The following is a 22,173-nucleotide window of genomic DNA, read 5'->3' as shown; positions in this document are numbered from 1 at the left end:
TCAACGCGGCGCTCTCAGGTTCTTCGCGAGCAAGCCCGCTCCCACAAGGATCGCATCAAGCAGCCGATTTACGCGGCGTCAACGTCACCCAATACTGCGTACGGGACTGCACTTGCAGCGGCATCGTCGACGCCAGCAACGCAAGAATTCGATCGGTATCAGCCAACTGAAAACTCCCAGTGACCCGCAGCGCTTCAAGGCTCGGGTCCCAGCGCAGCACACCCGGCCGATACCGCTCCAGCTCCCGCAAAAAATCACCCAACAGCTGGTTCTGCGCAGTCAGCACACCGTCGCGCCAACCCAATTGCAACACATCAAACCCCACCGCAGCGCCCATCCCCGACGCCTGCAACCGTGCCTGCTGCCCCCCCTGCAATGTCGCCACTTGCCCACGCAGGTCCTGCACCTGCACCGCGCCCTTCAACACCGACACCAAACACCCGGAAGACAACTGCCGCACACACACTTCAGCCTGGCTGACGATCACTTGGCCATAACGCGTCTGCACCGTCAGCGTACCAGCCCCCGGCACCGTCAACGCCATCTCCCCTTCCACCAGCGTCACACGGCGCCGGGCCGTATCCACGTCCACCGCGCTCGCGGTATTCAGTTGCAGGCTGCTGCCATCCAACAGCGGCACTCGCTTGCGTTCGCCAGTAGCGGTGTGCAGGTCGGCGCGCCACACGTCGATAGGCAATTGCCGGCTGAGCAACCACGCGGTTGGCAACAACGCGGCGACGCCCAAGGCACGCTTGAGTACTGCACGCCGTCCCGGTTGCGGACGATCGAGGCTGGCCATGGCCAACGCTGGCGGCAAGTCGGTAAACCGTTGGCGCAGCGACTGGGCTTTTTGCCAGATCTGCTCATGCTGGGGATGGCTGTCACGCCACTGCTGCAGGCGGGCGTGATCACGTTCGGTGGCGCTGCCGGATTCCAGCAACGCCAGCCATTGCGCCGCCGCCCGGGCGAGATCCGGCGCAGTACGGCTCACAGTTCCACCAGCAGGCAATGCTCGTAAGCCTGGGCCATGTAGCGCTTGACCGTACGCTCGGACACCTTGAGCCGCTCGGCAATCTCCCGATAGGCGAGTCCTTCCAGCTGGCTCCAAAGAAACGCGCGGCGCACTACCGCCGGCAAACCGTCGAGCAATTCATCCAGGGCTTGCAGGGTTTCCAGCAGCAACCAGCGTTGCTCCGGCGACGGCACGCAAGCCTCCGGCAACTGCATCAACGCATTGAGATACGCCTGTTCCAGACTGCGCCGCTGGTGAAAATTCACCAGCAAGCGCTTGCCCACCGTTACCAGATAGGCCCGGGGCTCCTGCAATTGCGCAATCGGCTGCGCGCTGGCCAGCACCCGCAGGAACGTGTCCTGGCTCAGGTCGGCCGCATCCCAGGCGTTGCCCAAGCGGCGCCGCAGCCAGCTTTCGAGCCAGCTGCGGTGGTCGCGGTACAACGTGTGAAGGCTGGGTTCAGCGAGGTGCGTCGGCACTACAGCATCATTCATGGCAAGTAACCTGCGCGGCGCGAGTCAGTCTCAAATGAGATTCATTCTATTTAATAACCCGCCGGCGTACCACGTTCTTTTGCACACGATGTTTAAAGCATTGCGGCCTTTTGCCTGAGCATGTCGATAAACAACCCCAACTCGCGGCTCACCGGGTCGCCCTTGCGCAGCAGCATCCCGAACGGTGCCAGTTGCACCTCCAGCACCACCGGCAAGGCCACCACGAGGCCCATTTTCAAGTAATCCCGCAGGGCGCTTTCCGAGAGCACCATGATCGCGTCGGTGAGTTGAATCAGTTGCTGCATGGAATACACCGAACTGCACTCAATAATGTCCGCCGGCTGCGGCAAGGCCAGGTGTTGCAATGCTTCATCAAAACCAATGCGCGCCGGGCTGGTTTGCGGTTGCAGAATCCACGGCCAGTCACTGACCAGTTCCGCCAGCGGCAGATGCTCGCGCTGGGCCAGGGGGTGGCCGGCGTGCACCACCACCAGCATGCGTTCGTTGCCCAGGGGCTCAAAGGTGTAATGCTCACTGTCGGTGGCGGCGTTGCGCCGGGCGATGGCCAGGTCGATGCGGCCTTGCTCCAGCAACTGGATCACCTGGTCGCTGGTATCGCCCATGATGCGAATGCGCATCTGCGGGTTGAGGGTTTTGATCTGCGCAATGGAGTCCATCACAAGGTCCGGCGCCGCGCCCATGATGGTGCCGATCGACAAATACCCGTAGCCGCCCTGCTGGCGCATCATCAGTTCCTCGGCGCAGCGGTCGAGGCCACTCAGCGCCGACTCGGCAAAGCGGATCAATTCCTTGCCCAGTGCCGTCGGGCGCATGCCCCGGGGCAGGCGCTCGAACAGGTCACAGGCAAACATATCCTCGATCTCGCGCAACATGCGCGTCGCCGCCGGCTGCGACATGTTCAGGCTTTGGGACGCACGGTGCAGGTTCTGGCTGGAACTCAAGGCCACCAGCATATGCAGATGCTTGTAGCGCAGGCGGTTGAACAGGCTGCGGGAGATTGCGGGACTACTCATTTTTTTCCTTGTTATCGATACCCTGAGATTATCAGTTGTAAGCGAGATTCGATTTGTAGCGTATAGATGGAGCGCCGTACAGTCCTTCCCATAAGAACAAAACAACTGGACTGAACAATGAAGACCCTGCCTGCGTCCTTGCTCGCCAAGATTTCCTGGCGGCTGCTGCCCTTTCTGCTGTTGATGTACATCATGGCCTTCCTCGACCGCGCCAACGTTGGGTTCGCCAAGCAAGCCTTCCAGGCCGACACCGGCCTCAGTGATGCCGCCTTCGCCTTTGGCGCCGGGGTGTTTTTTGTCGGCTATGCGCTGCTGGAAGTGCCGAGCAACCTGATCATGCATCGCGTCGGTGCCCGCCTGTGGATGTGCCGGATCATGGTCAGTTGGGGCCTGGTGTCCGCCGCCATGATGTTTGCCCATAACGAAACCAGCTTCTACCTGTTGCGCTTCCTGCTGGGCGTGGCCGAAGCCGGATTTTTCCCCGGGGTGATTCTCTACCTCACCTACTGGTTCCCCTCTGCCGTGCGCGGCAAGGCCATGGGTTTCTTTTACTTTGGCGCGCCCCTGGCCTTCATCTTCGGCAGCCCGCTCTCGGGCCTGTTGTTGGAGCTGGACGGGTTCTCTGGGCTGCACGGCTGGCAATGGCTGTTCGCGGTGGAAGGCCTGATGGCCACCGCGGTTGGCATCTGGGCCTACTGGTACCTGGACAACCGCCCCGCCGATGCCAAATGGCTGAGCGTTGCAGAGCGCCGCCAGATCCAGGACCTGCTCGACCGCGAAGACCAGCACAAAACCTCTCACGGCCGTAGCCTGCTCACTGTGCTGTGCCAGCCCAGCGTGCTGTACCTGTGCCTGGTGTACCTACTGATCCAGGCCAGCGTTTACGGCGTGGTGTTCTACTTGCCAACCCAGGTCGGTGGGCTGCTGGGGACCAAGGTCGGCTTGATGGTGGGCCTGGTCTCGGCGATTCCCTGGGTCTGCGCGCTGTTCGCCGCGTGGTGGATTCCCGGCTATTCCGACCGCACCGGCGAGCGCCGCAAAACCGCGTCCCTGACCCTGTTGATGGCCGCCGCCGGGATCGCCTGCTCGGTGACCTTTGCCAACCCGCTGCTGGGCATGCTCGCCCTGTGCTTTGCCGCCTCGGGCTTTATCGCCGTGCAACCGGTGTTCTGGACCTTCCCGTCCAGCTACCTGGCCGGCAGCGCAGCGGCCGCCAGCATCGCCCTGATCAACTCCTTCGGCGCCCTCGGCGGTTTTATCGCCCCGGTGCTGAAGAACTGGGCAGAAACCGCCTTTCACTCCCCTGCGGCCGGCCTTTACCTGCTGTCCGCCACCACTGTAGTCGCAGCCTTGCTGGTACTCGGTATCCATTCCCCAGGCCATAAAGCGACGAACACGCCGGCCACTGTTTAATCAAGGAGTCACACCATGGGCAATCTCACAATCAAGCACGTGCGCGCCTTTGTGCTGCGCGGCGGCGGCGCGGACTACCACGACCAGGCAGACGGCCACTGGATCGACGATCACATCAGCACCCCCATGAGCAAATACCCCGAGTACCGCCAGAGTCGCCGCAGTTTCGGGATCAACGTACTCGGCACGCTCGTGGTCGAAATCGAGGCCAGCAACGGCACCGTCGGGTTCGCCGTGACCACCGGTGGCGAGCCCGCCGCCTATATCGTCGAGAAGCACCTGGCGCGCTTCCTGGAAGGCGCCCGCGTCACCGATATCGAAAAAATCTGGGACCAGATGTACCAGTCCACCCTGTACTACGGCCGCAAGGGCCTGGTGATCAACACGATCTCCGGTGTCGACCTGGCGCTGTGGGACCTGCTCGGCAAAATCCGCCAGGAGCCGGTGCACCAGTTGCTCGGCGGCGCGGTGCGTGACGAATTGCAGTTCTACGCCACCGGCGCCCGCCCCGACCTCGCACAGAAGATGGGTTTTATCGGCGGCAAGATGCCCCTGCACTACAGCCCGTCGGAAGGCGAAGAAGGCCTGCGCAAAAACCTCGAGGAACTGGCCACCATGCGCGAACGGGTCGGTCCGGACTTCTGGCTGATGCTCGATTGCTGGATGAGCCTGGACCTGAACTACGCCACCAAACTGGCGATCGGCGCCCATGAATACGGCCTGAAATGGATTGAAGAAGCGCTGTCGCCCGACGACTACTGGGGCTATGCCGCCCTGCGCAACAACGTGCCCAAAGGCATGTTGGTCACCACCGGCGAACACGAGGCTACCCGTTGGGGCTTTCGCATGCTGCTGGAGATGGGGTGCTGCGACATTATCCAGCCGGATGTGGGCTGGTGCGGCGGCCTCACCGAGCTGGTGAAAATCTCGGCCCTGGCCGACGCCCATAATGCGCTGGTGGTGCCTCACGGCTCGTCGGTCTACAGCTACCACTTTGTTGCGACCCGCCATAACAGCCCGTTCGCCGAGTTCCTGATGATGGCGCCCAAGGCCGATGAGGTGGTGCCGATGTTCCACCCGCAACTGCTCGGTGAGCCGGTGCCGGTGAATGGCCGCATGCGCCTGTCGGTGCTCGACAAACCCGGGTTTGGCGTGGACCTCAACCCCGATTGCCAACTGCATCGTCCGTATAACCGCTGAGGATTCCTGCCATGAACATGCCCCACAACGCTTTCAAGGCCGCGCTGCGTAAAGACGCCGCGCAATACGGGATCTGGGCCGGCTTCGCCACCGCCTATGCCGCCGAGATTGTCGCCAGCACCGGTTATGACTGGATGCTGATTGACGGCGAACACGCCCCCAACACCGTGCCCAGCGTGCTCAACCAGCTCCAGGCCGTGGCTCCCTACACCACCGCCCCGGTGGTACGCGCGGTAAGCAGCGACGCCAACCTGATCAAGCAACTGCTGGACGTCGGCGCCCAGACGCTGATGATCCCGATGGTCGAAACCGCCGAGCAAGCCAAGGCCCTGGTGCGTGCGATGCGTTATCCGCCCCACGGTATTCGTGGCGTTGGTGGCGGCTTGACCCGCGCCACCCGCTGGGACGGCGTGGCCGACTACCTCAATACTGCCCATGAACAGCTGTGCCTGATCGTGCAGGTGGAGTCGCGCCTGGGCGTTGAAAACGTCGCGGCGATTGCGGCGGTGGAAGGCGTGGACGCGGTGTTTATCGGCCCCGCCGACCTGTCCATCGGCCTCGGTCACGCTGGCAATCCCGGGCACCCCGAGGTACAGGAGCGCATCCAGTACGCGGTCAATGCCACGCTGGCGGCCGGCAAGGCCTGCGGCATTCTCGCGCCCAACGAAGACGACGCCCGCCGCTATCAAGCCTGGGGCTGCCAGTTCATTGCGGTGGCCATCGACATCAGCCTGCTGCGCCAGGGTGCCATGTCGACCCTGGCCCGCTATCGCCCAGCCGCCGACGCCAAGGCGCCGTCACGTACCTACTGAGGAGCCAAGCATGTCATCCGTACCGGTCTACCAGAACTTCATCAACGGCCGCTTTACCCCGAGCGATGCCCACCTGGATGTGTTGAACCCGGCTACCGGCGTCCTGCTGTCGAAGGTCCCGGCGTCCACCTCCGAAGACATCGACCAAGCCTTGGCTGCCGCACGTCATGCGCAAAAAGACTGGGCGCGCAAACCGGCGATCGAACGTGCCGGGCACTTGCGCCGCATCGCCGCCAAGCTGCGGGAAAACGTCGCCCACCTGGCGCGCACCATTACCCTGGAGCAAGGCAAGGTCAGCGGCCTGGCGGAAGTGGAAGTCAACTTCACCGCCGACTACCTCGACTACATGGCCGAGTGGGCCCGCCGCATTGAAGGCGAGATCATCACCAGCGACCGCCCCAATGAAAATATCTTCCTGTTCCGCAAACCCCTGGGTGTGGTGGCCGGCATCCTGCCGTGGAACTTCCCGTTCTTTTTGATCGCCCGCAAGATGGCCCCGGCGTTGCTCACCGGCAACACCATCGTGATCAAACCCAGCGAAGAAACGCCGAACAACTGCTTCGAGTTCGCCAAGCTGGTGGCCGAGACCGACCTGCCGGCCGGGGTATTCAATGTGGTCTGCGGCGATGGCCGCGTCGGTGGCGCCCTCACCGCCCATAAGGGCGTGGACATGATCAGCTTCACCGGCAGCGTCGCCACCGGCTCGCGGATCATGGCTGCTGCGGCGCCGAATATCACCAAGCTCAACCTGGAGCTGGGCGGCAAGGCGCCTGCCATCGTCCTCGCCGATGCCGACCTGGACCTCGCGGTAAACGCCATTCGCGACTCGCGGATCATCAACAGCGGCCAGGTGTGCAACTGCGCCGAACGGGTGTACGTGGAGCGTAAGGTGGCCGACCAGTTTATCGAGCGCATCAGCGCCGCGATGGCCGCCACCCGCTACGGCGACCCCATCGCCCAGGCCGATGTGGAGATGGGCCCGCTGATCAACCGCCAGGGCCTGGACAGCGTCAATCGCAAGGTGCGCACCGCGCTGGGCCAGGGTGCATCGCTGGTCACCGGTGGGCAGATTGCCGACCTGGGCCAGGGTTTTCACTTCCAGCCGACGGTATTGGCTGGATGCCACGCCGACATGGAAATCATGCGCGAAGAAATTTTTGGCCCGGTGCTGCCGATTCAGATTGTCGACGACCTGGATGAGGCCATCGCCATGGCCAACGACTGCGACTACGGCCTGACCTCCTCGATCTACACCCGCGACCTGGGCAAGGCGATGCAGGCGGTGCGCGAATTGTCGTTCGGCGAAACCTACGTCAACCGCGAGAACTTCGAGGCGATGCAAGGCTTTCATGCCGGCGTGCGTAAATCCGGGATCGGCGGCGCCGATGGCAAGCACGGCCTGTACGAGTACACCCACACCCATGCGGTGTACTTGCAGAGCTGAAGTGGTGCAACGGGCCTTGGCGCGGTAGCGTGCGGGCCCTTCCCCATCCATTGTTCCGAAGGATTGCGCTATGCCCCTTACCCCTTACAGCGGGCCGATCATCGACAGCCATTTGCACCTGTTCGACCCGCGCCGCCCCCAGGGTATTCCCTGGCCCGAGCCGGGAAACGCGCTGTATGCCGCACATTTGCCGGCGGATTATTGGCCGCTGGCGGGCGAACATAACGTGATCGGCGCGATTGCCGTGGAAGCCAGCCCGTGGCGCGACGACAACCGCTGGTTGCTGGAGACCCTGCGCAGCGATCTGCGCATGCTCGGTTTCGTCGGCAACCTTGACCCGCTGCACGGCGACTTTGCGGCAGACCTCGATGCCTTGGCCCATGAACCGCTGTTCCTCGGTTTGCGCTACGGCAACCTGTGGGACCGCGATTTGCCAGACGACCAGAAGCGCCCCGGCTTTATCGAAGGCCTGCGCCGCCTCGCCGAATACGGGCGTGGCCTGGACAGCGCCAACCCCAATCCGCGCTTGATCAAAGGGCTGCTGCATTTGAGCGATGCCTTGCCCGAGCTGCGCATCATCGTCGATCACCTGCCCAATGCCAGCGTGCCCGCCGGCGAAGAATCCGCGTATCACGCCGACCTGATGCGCCTGGCAGAGCGGCCCAATGTGTTCGCCAAACTCGCAGAAATCCCTCAGGTCGGTCCACGTGGACTGATCACCGACCCGGCGTTCTACAACGACCGCTTGGCTGTGCTGTGGGAAGCCTTTGGTGAAGACCGCTGCTTCTTCGGCAGCGACTGGCCCAACAGTGATCACCTGGCCAATTTCGCCACCACCCTGGGCCTGGTGAAGGCCTGCATGGCGAGTAAATCCGAGGACGTACAGGGCAAGTTCTTCCTGCACAACGCGGTGCGCATCTACAGCCCCACGCCACCGCATGGAGGCCAGTGATGCAGACCCGAGCCTTTCGCATGAACCTCAACCCCGGCCAGCACGCGGAGTACCGTCGACGCCATGACGAGATCTGGCCCGAACTGGCCCAGGCCCTGCGCGATGCCGGGGTGGTGGACTACCGGATCTTCCTCGACGAGGCCAGCAACGCCTTGTTCGCCGTGATGACCCACGAAGACCAGCATGGCCTCGACGCGTTGCCGAGCACCGCGCTGATGCAACGGTGGTGGCAGTACATGCAAGACATCATGCCCAGCCATCCGGACGCCTCGCCCGTCAGCGTGGATTTAATCCCGATGTTCAGCCTCACCCCAGGCTGAAACAGCGTGCTACCACAACAATAAAAAAGGATTCGACTACGTGGAAATCATTCTCTTCGGTGTGATTCTGCACTTCATCGGCGGCTTCGCCTCCGGCAGCTTCTACATCCCCTACAAGAAAGTCCGCGGCTGGGCCTGGGAAAGCTACTGGATCACCGGCGGCCTGGTGTCATGGCTGATCGTGCCGCTGATTGCCGCGCAGCTGACCGTGCCCGGTTGGGTCGACATCCTGCGCCAGGCCGAGAGCAGCACCCTGCTCTGGACCTACCTGTTCGGCGTACTCTGGGGCATCGGCGGGCTGACCTTCGGCCTGACCATGCGCTACCTCGGGCTGTCCCTGGGCATGTCACTGGTACTGGGCCTGACGTCGGCCCTCGGCGCGTTGATGCCGGCGCTGTACCGCGACCTGTTCACCGACGCCACCGAAGGCACCTTGACCTCGATGCTCGCGTCTCAAGGCGGGCATTGGGTGCTGTGGGGTGTAGCGGTTTCACTGGTGGGCATCGCCGTGTGCGGCAAGGCCGGGCTGATCAAGGAACGAGAGGTGCCGGAAGCGGTGAAATTCGCCAGCATCAGCGAGTTCTCGGTGGCCAAGGGCATGCTGGTGGCGGTGATCTCCGGGGTGCTGAGCGCGTGCTTCAGCTACGGTATTTCAGCCGGGCGCCCACTGGCTGCCGCGGCTGTCGAGCATGGCGCCAACAGCCTGTTCCAGAACAACGTGACCTTCATGGTGATCATGTGGGGTGGCCTGACCACCAACGGCCTCTGGTGCCTGTGGCTGAACTGGCGCAACCGCACGTTCCACAACTACACCGACCGCAGCACTCCGCTGCTTGGCAACTACCTGTTGGTGGCGTGTGCCGGCACCCTGTGGTTCCTGCAGTTTTTCTTCTACGGCATGGGCGAAAGCCGCCTGCAGAACGACGCCAGTTCGTGGGTGTTGCACATGTCTTTCATCATCATCGTATCCAACTGCTGGGGCCTGTATTTCCGCGAATGGCAGGGCACCAGCGCCACCAACAAAGGCGTATTGGCCGCGGGTATCGCGGTGATTCTCGGTGCCATTGCCATGGTCGGTTACGGCAACTATCTCGGCTGAGGCCGCTTTTTTCAGGAGTTCACTTATGTTACTTGCAGACAAAACCGTGATTATTACTGGCGCCTCCCGTGGAATCGGCCGCGCCGCCGCCAAGGAATGTGCACGCCAGGGTGCCCGTGTGGTCATCGGCCACAGTGGTAGCGGCCAAGGCACTGAAGCGGCGTTTTCGTTGATCGAGGAAATCAAGGCGTTCGGCGGCCAAGCGGTGGAGGTGGGCGGCGATGCGGCTGATCCGGACACCGGCGACAAACTGGTGGCCGGCGCGCTCAAGGCATTTGGCAGTGTGGATGTGTTCGTCAACAACGCCGGGATCTGTCCGTTCCACTCGTTCCTCGACATGCCGCGTGAGGTGTACCTGAAGACGGTCAACACCAACCTCAACGGCGCCTACTTCGCCGTGCAAGCGGCGGCAAACCAGATGAAAAACCAGGGCAAGGGTGGCGCGATCATCGCCGTCAGTTCCATCAGTGCGCTGGTGGGTGGCGGGATGCAGACGCACTACACGCCGACCAAGGCCGGGCTGCACTCGTTGATGCAGTCCTGTGCGATTGCGTTGGGGCCGTATGGTATTCGCTGTAATTCGGTGTTGCCGGGGACGATTGCCACCGATATCAACAAGGAAGACTTGGCCGACGAGGAGAAGCTGGCGTACATGACTTCGCGCACGCCGTTGGGGCGCCTGGGTGAACCCGACGACGTCGCGGGGCCCATCGTGTTCCTCGCCTCGGACATGGCGCGGTATGTGACCGGAGCTTCGCTGTTGGTAGACGGGGGATTGTTTGTCAACTTGCAGTAGCGTTGGGAAGCGGGCCGCCGCGACGGGGCGTCCCTGCCCCGTGCTACCTGCGTTCGGCCAGCGTGGTTTAACGGGGCGNNCAGATCAAGAGCACAGCGGCCTGAAAGCCGACTTGAGTGTTGAAGAGCAAAATCAAAATCTAAAGCGAGCACGGTCAAAAAATGTGGGAGCGGGCTTGCTCGCGAATGCAGTCTTTCAGTTGATGCATTGGGTGACGGACACACCGCATTCGCGAGCAAGCCCGCTCCCACATTTGGACCGTGTGCGCCCTTGATCTTGCTCTGGCTTCTACCACTCAAGCCGGCCTGTAGGCCGCTGTGCTCTTGCTTTTGATTTTGATCTGGCTCTGACTGCCCCAATAAGCCCGAGCCACAGCGAGGCGCCGACAGGCGGGGCAGAGCCCTGTGCTTACTTTGGGCTGGGCCGGCATTCCGGCTTTTCCAAAGCGAGTCGCTGTAAGAGCGAAACCATAAGCAGCCGTTACTCAACTAACGGATATGTACACCAAAAACCCCCTACCCCTCACAATCGAAAACCTCCCCACGCCTAACCACACTACCCGCCGCAAGCACCGCTCCCGGTGCCAACACACCATTGGCTCCAACCCGCGACTCATCCCCAAGCAGCGCGCCAAACTTGTCACAGCCGGTGCGCTGCAACTGCCCGTCAATGCGCACCTGCACTTCCTTGTCGTCACGCTCGTTCCGGTAGTTGGCCACGATACTGCCGGCTTCCAGGTTAACCCCGCGGCCCAATACCGAATCACCGACAAAGTTGAAATGCGCCAACTTGCTGCCGCTGAAGACAAAGGACGTCTTGAGCTCGGCACCCGGTCCGAAGATGCAATATTCATCCACCCAGCAACCGCCGCGAAGGTAGGCACCGGCAGCGATAAAACAGTGGGCGCCGATGATCAGCGGCGCTTTCAAAACAGCGCCCGCCTCCACGACCGCAGTACGGTGCACGGCAATCTCGTCATGAATCTCATAGTCATCATCAGAAAGCCCCACCAGCAATTTGCGAACGATTTCCGGCGCCTGGGTCACCAACTCCCACGGCGCAAGATCCACCCAGGGTGCCAGCGGCGAACGGGAAAAATCAGCGATGTAATCGGTCAGTCGAATCAACGTCGAGCCCTCTACAGATCAGAGAAGCCCGAAACGCTAACACCCCCGTCACTGCCCGTCGAGCAGCACCGGTTTGCCCAACTCGCCGATCTTCTCCAGCCGCGCCCGCACGATGTTGCGGCTGATATTCAGCAGGCGCCCGGTCTGCAACTGGTTGCCATGGCAATAGCGATAGGCCGCGCGAAAGATCGTCTCTTCGATGTGCTCGTAGAGGTCCGGAATGTTCTGTTCGAACAACGCAGTGAGCGCCGCCTCCAGGCTCACCGGCCCAGTGATCGCAGGCGCGGCCTGGTTCGCCTCGTCCTGGCGAATGCCGGAAGAACGCATGTCCACCAGGTGCAAATCCGGCGGCTGCACCAGTTGATTGCGGCACACCAGCAACGCATGGTGAATGGCGTTTTCCAGCTCGCGAATATTCCCCGGCCAGCTGTGTTCCAGCAGCTTGCGCTCGGCATCGATGCTCAGTGACGCGCGGTTGTAGCCGAGGCGCTGGCAGTGCTCTTCAAGAAAAAATTCCGCCAGCGGCAGGATGTCGCCGGGCCGTTCCCGCAGGGGCGGCAGGCGGATGGTGGCGACGTGCAGGCGGTAGAACAAATCCTCACGAAAATGCCCCGCCACCACCGCGTCGGCGAGGTTGACGTTGGTGGCCGCCACCAGCCGCACATTGATCGGAATCGGTGTGCGCGAGCCCAGGCGAACCACTTCTCGCTCCTGCAACACCCGCAACAATTTGACCTGCATGTTCAACGGCAAATCGCCGATCTCATCCAGAAACAGCGTGCCGCCGTTGGCCGCTTCGAACCAGCCGGCCTTGTGGGTGGTGGCGCCGGTGAATGCGCCTTTCTCGTGGCCGAACAACTCACTTTCCACCAGGGTTTCGGCGAAGGCGCCGCAGTTCACCGCCACAAACGGTTCACGCCCGCGACGGCTCAGGTGATGGATATGCCGCGCGACCAATTCCTTGCCGGTGCCGGTCTCGCCGATGATCAAGGTGTTGGCCTCACTGGGGGCCAGGCGCTCGATACGCGCCAGCAATTCCTGTGAGCGCGGGTCCTTGAAGACCAGCACGGTGGCGCGCACCGACTTGGTCAATTCACGGGCATTGGGATGGGTGATCAGCGACATGGTGCATTCCTGGCAGTAAAAGCGCGTGTCAATAGTGCATGAAGTTTTCTATACCATTTAATTATTAATTAATATTTATATATTCCCAAAAAGAATATGCCAACACATCGCACCTCGCCTGCTGCTGGAGCAGCAATCAGCCAGCACCTGCGTGTGTGCAGATCAACACCAAGCCGTTGCCAGGCAGTCCTTCGAAAATCCGCAAAGCCACGTTCTACAAGGTGTGCAGCGCGTTTTTCGGCTGATGGCATGCAATCTGCTCTCTCCCTCTCAACGCCACCTGCCCTGTAGGAGCTGGCTTGCCAGCGAAGAGGCCCTAAAGCCTTGCACCGACTAAACGGACGCTTTCGCCGACAAGCCGGCTCCTACAGGGGGTCGCGATCACTTAGCAGGGAGATCCCAATGAAAAGATTCTGGCGCAACAGCATCGCCACCATGTTCGCTGTGCTGGTCAGCACCGGAGTGCTGGCCGAACAGGCACCACCGGCGTCGGTGAGGATCGCGATCGTCGCCTACACCCAGGGCGGCAAACCGGTGTTCGGCGGCATCGCCGGGCGCGTTATCGAAGACGGCTGGCTCGAAGCGCAACTGCGTGAGCGCGGGGTCAAGCTGGAGTGGATCGCCCTGCCCCATGCCGGCGCCGGGCCGCAGATCAACGAAGGCTTCAGCAACAACAGCCTGGACTTCGCCGTACGCGGTGACCTGCCCTCGGTAATTGCCGGCGCCGGTGGCGTACCAGGCAAGCTGATCGTGCCCGGTGGCAGCGGCAACAATATTTACCTGGTGGTACCGGAAGGCTCCGCCGCGAACACCATCGAAGACCTCAAGGGCAAGCGCCTGGCGCTGCATCGCGGTCGGCCATGGGAGTTCGCCTTCAGCAACTTCCTGGCCAGCAAGGGCCTGAAGCTCGACGATTTCAAGATTGCCAACCTCAACCCGCAAGTCGGCGCCGCGGCTGTGTCTGCCGGCAAGGTCGACGCAGCAGTGTTGCTCAGCGAGGCCTATGCCCTGGAAGACAAAGGCGTGGGCAAGATCATCTGGTCGACCAAGCAAGGCAGCAACGACTGGCGGCTGGTCTCCGACCTGTGGGGCACCGAGACCTTCGTACAGCAGCACCCGGATATCACCCAATTGCTCGCCACCGCCTGGGTGAAAGCTGCGTGGTGGATTTCCCAGCCACAGAACCAGGACGCCTATTACCAACTGTCATCCCGCGCCGGCACCGCCGAGAGCGTGCTACGTCGCGACGACCAGAACGACCCGGTGGCCTGGAAGGATCGCTGGGCGCCAAAAAGCGACCAGCAACTCAAGGCTCATTACCAGGCCCTCACCACCTACGCCCTGGCCAATCACCTGATTCGCGACACCTACGACATCGGTCCGTCACTGGCCACCGGCTTTACCAACCAGGCCCTGATCGACCTGAAACTCACCGACTACTGGCCGGCCCTGCGTGGCCAGGTCAGCACCAATCCGTAATAGGGAAATTGAGCATGAAACTGCCGCACTCCTTTGCCTTCGGCCTCAGCGTCCTGGCCCTGTCCATGAGCGTGTTTGCTGCCGACACCTACGCCCCCAAACCTGACCCGCTGCAAGGTGATGGCCGCGTCTCGGCTTTCTACACCTGGGAAAAAGCCATCTCGGCCGTTCCCGGCAAACTGCTACGCAGCGAGCCGCTGGACAACACCCTGAGCCTGGCCAATGCCGCCAGCGCCCAACGCATCCTGTACACCTCCACCGACGGCATCGATAACAAGACACCGATCGTGGTGTCCGGCGCGTTGTTCCTGCCCAAAGGCACGCCGCCTGCCGGTGGCTGGCCAGTGGCGAGCTGGGGCCATGGCACCGTGGGCGTGGCAGATGTGTGTGCGCCGTCGTGGCAAGGTCGCTCCTACCGTGACGTGGCCTACCTCAATCGCTGGCTGGCCGAAGGCTTTGCCGTCGTCGCCACCGACTACCAGGGCCTCGGCGTACCCGGTGGGCATCCGCTGCTGAACAGCCGCATGGCCGCCTACGGGATTCTCGACGCCGCCAAGGCCGTGGTGGCCGGGGTACCCGGGCTGGCCGACAAAGTGCTGATCGTCGGCCAGTCCCAAGGCGGTGCCGGCGCCTTCGCCGCAGCCGCCTATGCCGCCACCTACGCTCCGGACCTGGGAGTGAAAGGCAGCATCGGCACCGGCGTGATCTACACCCTCGACTACGCGAAGAACCCCAGCGAGGAAGTGCGCAACAAGGTCGATCCCACCCTGGCCTACGGCTTCTACACGTTGCTCGCCGCCCAGCAATACGACCCGAGCATCAACCCCGCCGACTTCTATACCGACAAGGCCCTGCCGATTTTCGAGCAGGCCCGTACCAGTTGCCTGTTCGCCCTCGAAGGTGATGTCGAAGGCCTCGGCCTGAGCATCGCCAACACCAAGAAAGACTACAAGGGCAAGCAACTCGCGCCGTGGCTGGCGCAGGTGTCTTACCCGACGCTGAAAACCTCGAAGCCGATTTTCATCGGCACCGGCGCCGAAGACACCACGCCGGCCGCCGCGACCCAGGTCAAGCTGATGCAGGACGCCTGCAAGGCTGGCTCCATCGTCGAAGGCCACCTGTACAAAGGCCTGGGCCACAGTGCCACGGTCAATGCATCGCTCAAGGACTCGATCCCGTTTGCCCACAAAGTCATCAACGACCAGCCGATCACCCCGATCTGCGCCCCCACCGAGCAATAAGCAGGAGGCTTGCATGAGCATCGAATTCTTTACCCGCCTGCCCTTGCACGGCGAAACCCAGTTCCTGCCCGGCGACCCGCGCAACCGGGGCGACTGGCATCGCGGCGGGCCCAGCACCGGCGCGGTGTCGGGCTTCAGTGTCGGTGATCATTTCACCTACATCGACTACCTCGGGCAAATCGCCAGGGCTGCGGAGATCAACGGCTTTGGCGGCGCACTGATGGTCAACGCGCCCACCGGCGAAGAACCGTGGACCGTCTGCGCGCTGCTGGCCCGGGAAACCCGTACCCTGCAATTCGTCACCGCCTTCCAGCCTTACCACTACACCCCGTGGGTGGCGGTGCAGCAGGCGGCGACCTACCAGCGGGCCACCGGCAACCGCCTGGTGTGGAACATCATCAACGGCGGCTCGGACGTGATCCAGCGCCAGGTCGGCGACTTCAGCGACCACGATGAACGCTACGAACGCGCCACCGAATTCATGGACGTGGTCAAGGGCTATTGGCACAACGAGTCCTTCCACTACGACGGCAAGTTCTACAAGGCCGACGGTGGTGGCCTGCGCGGGCCATTGAAGAAGGCCAAGCTGCCGCTGATCTGTACCGCCGGCTCATCCATCGCCGCCCGGGAGTTTGCCGCCAAGCACGCCGACTTCTACCTGATGCGCGCCGAACACCCGGACGAAATCGCCGCCCTGATCGCCGACCTGCGCGAACGCGCGCTGAAGTGGGGCCGCACTGACATTCGCTTCGGCCTGTCGATTGACGTGATCACCCGGGAAACCGAAGAACTGGCCCGCACCGAAGCCAAACGCTTCTTCGACGAAGGCATCGCCCGCGGCGCGGTCAAGGCCGTGGCGGCCCACGCCGGGTTGCGTACGGCGCGCAAGCTCAGCTACGAGCACGGCTTCAGCGAAAAAACCGAGACCCAGGGCTTCGATGACTTCTTCATCCACCCCAATGTATGGACCGGTTTTGGCTACATCGGTATTCCACCGGGCTGTGCGCTGGTGGGCAGCTACGAGAACGTGGTGGCGCGGATTCGCGAGTACAACAGCATCGGCATCGACCTGTTCTTCCTCGCCGGCTATCCGCACCTGGAAGAAGCCTACCGCCTCGGCGAGCACATCCTGCCGCACTTTCGCAGTGAACGCGCCGAGTTGAGTCGTCCCCAGGAGCCGGTGTTGGAACTGCGCTCCGCCAACGGCCCGGCCGGAGTCTGATGCCATGAGCCTACTGCTTAGCCGTCGGGACTTTCTCGGCTACAGCGTGACCGTCGGCGGCGGCTTGCTGCTGGCCGGTTGCGGCCCCGCTGACACGCCCAAAAACGTCACCGGCAACGATCAACCCCGCTACGGCGGGCGCCTGCGCCTGGGGATTCTCGACGGCAACCAGAGCGGCAACCTCGATGCCCACAAACCCATTGGCAGCGGCATCGTTCGCGGCTTTGCGTTGTACAGCAAGCTCTGGGAATGGGACGAGCAGATGCAGCCGCGCCTGGCTCTGGCCGAGTTCGCGGAGCCGAATGCCGACGCCAGCAGCTGGACCCTGCGCCTGCGCCCCGGCCTGGAATTCCACAACGGCAAGACCATCGACGCCGACGACCTGATCTTCTCGATCCGCCGCCTCACCGACCCGCAGCTGGCCTCGCCCTACGCGGCGCTGCTGCACTGGGTGGACCGCGACAACCTGGTCAAGCTCGACAACCGCACCGTGCGCCTGAGCTTCCGGGAGGGGCGTAGCTACATGCCGCTGGCAGAAACCTGGGTCAATTTCGGCGGCATCGTGCCGGTGGACTACCACCCGGTCACCAACCCGGTGGGCGCCGGCCCCTACAAGCTCAAAAGCTTCACCCCCGGCCAACGCTCACTGTTTACCCGCTTCGAGAACTACTACAAGGACGGCAAGCCCTACGCCGATGAGCTGGAGATCATCGACTTCAAGGATCAGGTCTCGCGCCTGGCCGCCCTGCGTTCCGGGCAACTCGACATGGCCAACGTGATGCCCACCGAGCAGTTGCCGATCCTGCAAAAGGACCCGCGCCTGAAGGTGATCACCTCGGTGACCGGTAACTGGCTGTCGTTCGACATGAACCTCGACAAGCCGCCGTTCAACGACCCACGGGTGCGCGAAGCGTTTCGCCTGATGGCCGACCGCGAAGAACTGGTGCGCCGCGCGTTGAACGGCCAGGGCCGGGTGGCCAATGACCTGTATGCGCCCAGCGACCCGACCTTCAACCACAACCTCGGGCCACGCCCCTACGACCCGCAACGGGCGGCGCAACTGCTCAAGGACGCCGGCCAGGAAAACCTCGAGGTGGAATTGATCACCACTCCGGGGCCTGGCTTGAGTTCGGCGCTGGTGCTGGCCGAGCAGGCCAAGCGCATTGGCGTGACCCTGAAGGTCAAGCAGGTGGACCTGGCGACTTTCCAGGGCCCGTTGAAAAACGACTGGACCCTGAGCACCGGCGGCAGCATCGGCGCGCCGTTCCTGGCCAGTGCGATCCATACCGACGCGCCGTTTGCGGTGTCCAACAAGACCCACTTCAACGACCCGCAATTCAGTGAGCTGTTCCTGGCCGCAATGGCCCAGCCCGACCTGGAAAAACGCAAGGCCCTGGTGCATCAGGTCCAGCAGATCCAGTACGAGCGCGGCGGGATGCTGATCTGGGGCTACGCCGACTTGCTCGACAGCGTTTCCACCCGCGTCGGCGGGGCGCAGTCGGAAGAGTCGCTGTTCAGCACCTGGCGCTTTGAAAAGCTCTGGCTCAAAGACACGGCCTGACCCACTTACACCGCATCGCCCTGTAGGAGCCGGCTTGCCGGCGATGGCGTCCGGTCGACCGGCGCAGGGCCCAAGGGCCTCATCGCCGGCAAGCCGGCTCCTACAAGGGACCGTGCGCTCTTCATTGTTTTTTATGGGGCACCTCTGCCATGCACGCTATCGCCTTGCGTTTACCTCTGCTGCTGGCCGCAAGCCTGCCAATCCAGGCGTTTGCCGCCGATACCCAACTGCAAACCGTGACCGTGCAGGCCAGTGCCAGCCAGTCCGATGATGATGCCCTGCCCACCCGCCCGCCGACGTCGGTGTACGGCGGCACGGAGACCAAGGTCCTCGACACGCCGCGTTCGGTGGTGCAGATCAACGCCGAGCAGTTGGCCAACGACTCGATCCGCAGCGCCGATGACCTGGTCAAATACGCCCCCGGCATCACCCGGGGCGGCGGCCAGAACGCCGGCATCGCCCCGCAGTTTCGCGCCCAGGGCTCCGAGGTGTTCCAGGACGGCCAGCGCGGTTACGGCGTGCGCCACCCGGCGAACTTCAACGCCTACGAAGGCGCCGACATCGTCGCCGGGCCGTCGTCGGTCACCTACGGTTCGGTGTCCGGCAGCGGCGGCTATGTGAACTACCTGAGCAAGAAACCCGACTTCAATGAGTTCAAGACCAAGCTCAGCGGTGAACTGGGCTCGTGGATACCGGACGGCACGTCCCGCAGTTCCAACAAATTCAGCATCGACAATACCGGGCCACTGAACGACAACCTGGCCTACCGCCTGAGCATCACCAAGCAGCGCCAGCAGGACTTCTACGACAACGTCGATAACAATTTCGACGCGTTCTACGGCGCCCTCGCCTGGCGCAACGACAACGTGCGGGTGGACTGGAACGCCAGCTACGACAACTACTACGACTACAACATCACCCACGGCTGGAACCGCGCCACCCAGGACCTGGTGGACAACGGCAAGTACTACGCCGGGCGCGCCACGCCGATTATCCAGAACGGCAACACCCTGTGGTCGCCGGTGCTGGCCTCTGGCGCCGCCGATGCGCCAACCCTCGGCTGGGTCAAGCGCCAGCGCAATGCCCAGGGCCAATACAGCGTGGTGGACGGCAGCTTCCAGACCGCCTCGCCCAACACCCAGAGCAACCCCGGCAGCCTGCGGGGCTGGGTGTATGACCCGACGCTGGCGGGCAACGGCGAACGCTCGCTGTCCTCGCAAACCGGGCAACGCAAGGAAGACGAAAGCAGCTCCCGGCGCTTTACCACGCAACTGCGCGTCGAGGCCGACTTGTCGCCCACCATCACGCTGGCCAACAGCACGTTCTACGAACGCTCCAAGGACATCACCGATGCCGTGGGTTCGTTCCAGGTGCAGTCCAAAGACAACATCTTCGACAACCGCTTCGAATTCCGCTCGCGCAATGAAACCCGCCTGGGCGGCTGGACCCTGCGGGATGACAGCAACACCGGCCTGATCTATCGCCGCGAATTCAACCAATCGATTGCGGCCAATAACAGCTTCGGCTCCACCATCAACGCCTATGACCTGACCCAGAACCCCTCGGGCAAGAACCCCGGCGACCTGCTGGGCCTTACCGGTGCCAACCCCGCCGGCGGCAATGGCGCATGGATCGGCCAGCCCGGCGTGCCGCAGTATTCCAACTACTACGGCTGGCTGAACCTGCCGCCGATGTACCCGGCCGGGCACGGGCTCTACGCCGAGTCTGTAGCGCCCTACACCGCCGAAAGCACCTGGACCACCAAGACCCTGTTCAGCCAGCACAACCTCAAGTACGGCGACTACTTCGGCCTGAACATCGGTGCCAGCCGCAGCTGGATCGAGGCCGAGATCGACAACCCGTTCGTGCTCGCCGGCGGCAACCCGCGCAAGGACAGCGACAACTACCGGCTGTTCGCGTTCCAGGTCAGCCCCTACGTCAAGCCCACGGAAAACACCACGCTGTACTACACCTTCGATCGCTCGCTGGCGGTCAACACCGGGTTCTTCTCCAACGGCCTGGGCTGGGGCAGCGGCAGTGGCGCCAACCAGCTCAACCCGTTGGCGTTCCAAAGCCTGAGCGTGTTGCACGAAGTGGGCGTGAAGGTCGAAGCGGTGCCCAACCAATTGTTCATGACCCTGGCCGCGTTCAAGCAGGCTCGGGACCAGGCGCCAGACAGCAACAACAGCATCGCGCGGCTGGTGATCAAGGGCGTGGAAGCCACCGTGCGCTATCAGCCGGATGACCACCTGCGCAGCGGCCTGAACCTGTCCAAGCTCAATGCCTACAACGAATTCACCTCCCAGGCGGGATTTGCATCGGCCGGGTTCGTGCCCGACAACGGCACGGTGTTCGGCGATAACAACAGCCTCAACCAGCGACCTTCCGGGCGTTTCGACGCGGTGCAGATTCCCGAATACACCGCCAGTGGCTACGTCGACTACCGCTTCGACTCGGGCTTTGGCGCCGAGCTGTCCGGCTGGTGGACCAGCAACTGGTACCTGAACCTGAGCAAGACCGTAAAGATCCCCAACGAATACAACCTCGACCTTGCCGTGTACTACCGCCAGCCGCAGTGGAGCACCACCTTGCGCGTGCTGAACCTGACCAACGAACTGAACTTCGTCAGCGGCCTGGCCGGCTCCACCAACACCTTCCTGCAACCGATGCCGGGCCGCACCTTGCTGGCCCAGGTCGACTACCAGTTCTAACCCTCAAAGGAGCCCCAGCATGTCCATTGAATTTGTCGGCATGATCTTCCCCCGCCAATGGTCCGAGACCCGTGGCGTGCGCAGCCCGGATTTCGACCTCGACTTTATCCGCCACCACGCCCGCGCCCATGAACACGCAGGCTTTGACCGGGTACTGATCGCCAGCGGGCCCGGCAGCGCCGACAGCCTGCAAATCGCCGCCTACGCGGCGGCGCACACCGAGCGCCTGGGCTTCATGATCGCCCACCGCCCGGGACTCACTGCGCCGACGGTCGCAGCCCGCGCGTTTGCCACGCTGGACCACACCACCGGCGGCGGGCGCATTCGCCTGCATGCCATCACCGGCATCACCGCCGAACCCCAGGAAGGCGACTTCCTGCTGGACAAGACCGAGCGCTACCAACGCACCGACGAATACCTGGAGATCGTGCGGCGCACCTGGACCGCCGAGGAGCCTTTCGACTTCGAGGGCAAGTACTTCAACATCAAGGGCGCGTTTTCCCCGGTCAAGCCGCTGCAACAGCCGCATATCCCGATTTCGTTTGGCGGCTCGTCGGACATTGCCTACCAGATTGCGGTCAAGCATGCGGACCTGTATGCGCTGTGGGGCGAACCGTTGAGCGGTGTGGCGGAGCAGATTGCCAAGCTCAAGGCGGCGGCCAGTGCGGCGGGTGTACAGGCGCCAAGGGTGAGTTTGTCGGTGCGCCTTATCTTGGGCGCGACCGAGGAACTGGCGTGGCAGCGGGCCGAGCAGATTCTGGAGCAGATCAAGGCCAACCCGCAGTTCGCGGCGGGCAGCCCGTGGCAGAAGCGGATCAAGGGAACGGGATCGGAACGGTTGCTGGCAGCGGCGGCTTTAGGCGATCGGCATGACCGCGCGTTGTGGATGCCGACGGCGACGGCCGTTGGGGCGTATGGCGACACCACGGCATTGGTGGGCACACCGGAGACCGTGGCCCAGGCGCTGCTGGATTATGTGGATCTGGGGGTCACGACGTTTTTGAACCGGGGGTACGACCCGCTGTATGACACCGTGGATTATGGGCGGTGGATCATCCCGGCGGTGCGCGAAGAGGCTCGGCGCCGCAAGGCCGCGTAAAGGCGGCCTCCGCTATCGCCGGCAAGCCGGCT

The 22,173-nt window shown here is 63.0% G+C and carries 19 protein-coding genes; 14 read left to right on the top strand and 5 right to left on the bottom strand.

Annotation, left to right across the window (positions count from 1 at the left end):
- Positions 1-55: 55 nt before the first annotated feature.
- The 3 genes from HX839_RS28230 to HX839_RS28220 all read right to left on the bottom strand — a co-directional run bounded on the left by HX839_RS28230 (position 56) and on the right by HX839_RS28220 (position 2,540).
- Positions 56-991 carry a FecR domain-containing protein gene (locus HX839_RS28230; RefSeq protein ID WP_177068048.1) on the bottom strand — a complete coding sequence of 312 codons (936 nt, stop codon included), beginning with the start codon at positions 989-991 and terminating at the stop codon, positions 56-58.
- A complete protein-coding gene (locus tag HX839_RS28225; protein WP_003217001.1) occupies positions 988-1,506 on the bottom strand; it encodes a sigma-70 family RNA polymerase sigma factor in 519 nt (172 codons plus the stop codon). The genes HX839_RS28230 and HX839_RS28225 overlap by 4 nt, the downstream gene beginning before the upstream one ends.
- Before the next feature lie 92 nt (positions 1,507-1,598).
- Positions 1,599-2,540 carry a LysR family transcriptional regulator gene (locus tag HX839_RS28220; RefSeq protein WP_087693849.1) on the bottom strand — a complete coding sequence of 314 codons (942 nt, stop codon included), beginning with the start codon at positions 2,538-2,540 and terminating at the stop codon, positions 1,599-1,601.
- Positions 2,541-2,657: 117 nt separating this feature from the next.
- On the opposite strand from HX839_RS28220, the gene HX839_RS28215 reads away from it, so the two are divergent.
- The 8 genes from HX839_RS28215 to HX839_RS28180 all read left to right on the top strand — a co-directional run bounded on the left by HX839_RS28215 (position 2,658) and on the right by HX839_RS28180 (position 10,576).
- Positions 2,658-3,953, top strand: coding sequence for an MFS transporter (locus tag HX839_RS28215; protein ID WP_008431314.1), 1,296 nt, complete (start codon positions 2,658-2,660; stop codon positions 3,951-3,953).
- A 15-nt stretch (positions 3,954-3,968) separates the two neighbouring features.
- Positions 3,969-5,153 (top strand): L-rhamnonate dehydratase, encoded by a 1,185-nt coding sequence (gene rhmD, locus HX839_RS28210; RefSeq protein ID WP_008431312.1) that lies wholly within the window; start codon positions 3,969-3,971, stop codon positions 5,151-5,153.
- An 11-nt stretch (positions 5,154-5,164) separates the two neighbouring features.
- Complete coding sequence (locus HX839_RS28205) at positions 5,165-5,965, top strand: aldolase/citrate lyase family protein (protein WP_177068047.1); 801 nt, start codon at positions 5,165-5,167, stop codon at positions 5,963-5,965.
- 10 nt (positions 5,966-5,975) lie between these two features.
- Entirely contained in the window at positions 5,976-7,409 is a 1,434-nt protein-coding gene (gene aldA, locus HX839_RS28200; RefSeq protein ID WP_177068046.1) for an aldehyde dehydrogenase, read from the top strand.
- 70 nt (positions 7,410-7,479) lie between these two features.
- Positions 7,480-8,361, top strand: coding sequence for an amidohydrolase (locus HX839_RS28195; protein WP_177068045.1), 882 nt, complete (start codon positions 7,480-7,482; stop codon positions 8,359-8,361).
- On the top strand, positions 8,361-8,681 hold the full coding sequence (gene rhaM, locus HX839_RS28190) for an L-rhamnose mutarotase (protein ID WP_008431304.1): 321 nt from the start codon (positions 8,361-8,363) through the stop codon (positions 8,679-8,681). The genes HX839_RS28195 and rhaM overlap by 1 nt, the downstream gene beginning before the upstream one ends.
- Before the next feature lie 40 nt (positions 8,682-8,721).
- Positions 8,722-9,780 carry an L-rhamnose/proton symporter RhaT gene (gene rhaT / locus HX839_RS28185; RefSeq protein ID WP_177008506.1) on the top strand — a complete coding sequence of 353 codons (1,059 nt, stop codon included), beginning with the start codon at positions 8,722-8,724 and terminating at the stop codon, positions 9,778-9,780.
- A 25-nt stretch (positions 9,781-9,805) separates the two neighbouring features.
- Positions 9,806-10,576, top strand: coding sequence for an SDR family NAD(P)-dependent oxidoreductase (locus tag HX839_RS28180; protein ID WP_177068044.1), 771 nt, complete (start codon positions 9,806-9,808; stop codon positions 10,574-10,576).
- Positions 10,577-11,091: 515 nt separating this feature from the next.
- On the opposite strand, the gene HX839_RS28175 is transcribed toward HX839_RS28180, so the two are convergent.
- Together HX839_RS28175 and HX839_RS28170 are read right to left on the bottom strand one after the other, a co-directional pair.
- Complete coding sequence (locus tag HX839_RS28175) at positions 11,092-11,703, bottom strand: LpxA family transferase (RefSeq protein ID WP_177068043.1); 612 nt, start codon at positions 11,701-11,703, stop codon at positions 11,092-11,094.
- A gap of 48 nt (positions 11,704-11,751) precedes the next feature.
- Complete coding sequence (locus tag HX839_RS28170; protein ID WP_003216996.1) at positions 11,752-12,828, bottom strand: sigma-54-dependent Fis family transcriptional regulator; 1,077 nt, start codon at positions 12,826-12,828, stop codon at positions 11,752-11,754.
- A gap of 402 nt (positions 12,829-13,230) precedes the next feature.
- Here HX839_RS28170 and HX839_RS28165 point away from each other — a divergent pair, with 402 nt between their 5' ends.
- The 6 genes from HX839_RS28165 to HX839_RS28140 all read left to right on the top strand — a co-directional run bounded on the left by HX839_RS28165 (position 13,231) and on the right by HX839_RS28140 (position 22,141).
- Positions 13,231-14,307 carry an ABC transporter substrate-binding protein gene (locus HX839_RS28165; RefSeq protein ID WP_177068042.1) on the top strand — a complete coding sequence of 359 codons (1,077 nt, stop codon included), beginning with the start codon at positions 13,231-13,233 and terminating at the stop codon, positions 14,305-14,307.
- 14 nt (positions 14,308-14,321) lie between these two features.
- Positions 14,322-15,548 carry a S9 family peptidase gene (locus tag HX839_RS28160; RefSeq protein ID WP_177068041.1) on the top strand — a complete coding sequence of 409 codons (1,227 nt, stop codon included), beginning with the start codon at positions 14,322-14,324 and terminating at the stop codon, positions 15,546-15,548.
- A 13-nt stretch (positions 15,549-15,561) separates the two neighbouring features.
- On the top strand, positions 15,562-16,770 hold the full coding sequence (locus tag HX839_RS28155) for an LLM class flavin-dependent oxidoreductase (RefSeq protein ID WP_008430959.1): 1,209 nt from the start codon (positions 15,562-15,564) through the stop codon (positions 16,768-16,770).
- Between the two features lie 4 nt (positions 16,771-16,774).
- The gene (locus tag HX839_RS28150; RefSeq protein WP_177068040.1) at positions 16,775-18,331 is read left to right on the top strand and encodes an ABC transporter substrate-binding protein; all 1,557 of its coding nucleotides are present in this window, start codon (positions 16,775-16,777) and stop codon (positions 18,329-18,331) included.
- Positions 18,332-18,480: 149 nt separating this feature from the next.
- Positions 18,481-21,042 carry a TonB-dependent receptor plug domain-containing protein gene (locus tag HX839_RS28145; RefSeq protein WP_087693862.1) on the top strand — a complete coding sequence of 854 codons (2,562 nt, stop codon included), beginning with the start codon at positions 18,481-18,483 and terminating at the stop codon, positions 21,040-21,042.
- Between the two features lie 19 nt (positions 21,043-21,061).
- Positions 21,062-22,141: an LLM class flavin-dependent oxidoreductase gene (locus HX839_RS28140; protein WP_010171267.1), complete on the top strand. Its 1,080-nt coding sequence runs from the start codon at positions 21,062-21,064 to the stop codon at positions 22,139-22,141.
- Positions 22,142-22,173 lie beyond the last annotated feature (32 nt).

It is taken from the genome of Pseudomonas sp. I8001 (assembly GCF_013385345.1).
GTDB lineage: Bacteria > Pseudomonadota > Gammaproteobacteria > Pseudomonadales > Pseudomonadaceae > Aquipseudomonas.
The sequence above is the reverse complement of the archived record's forward strand: the minus strand, read 5'-3'. Positions and strand labels throughout refer to the sequence as shown.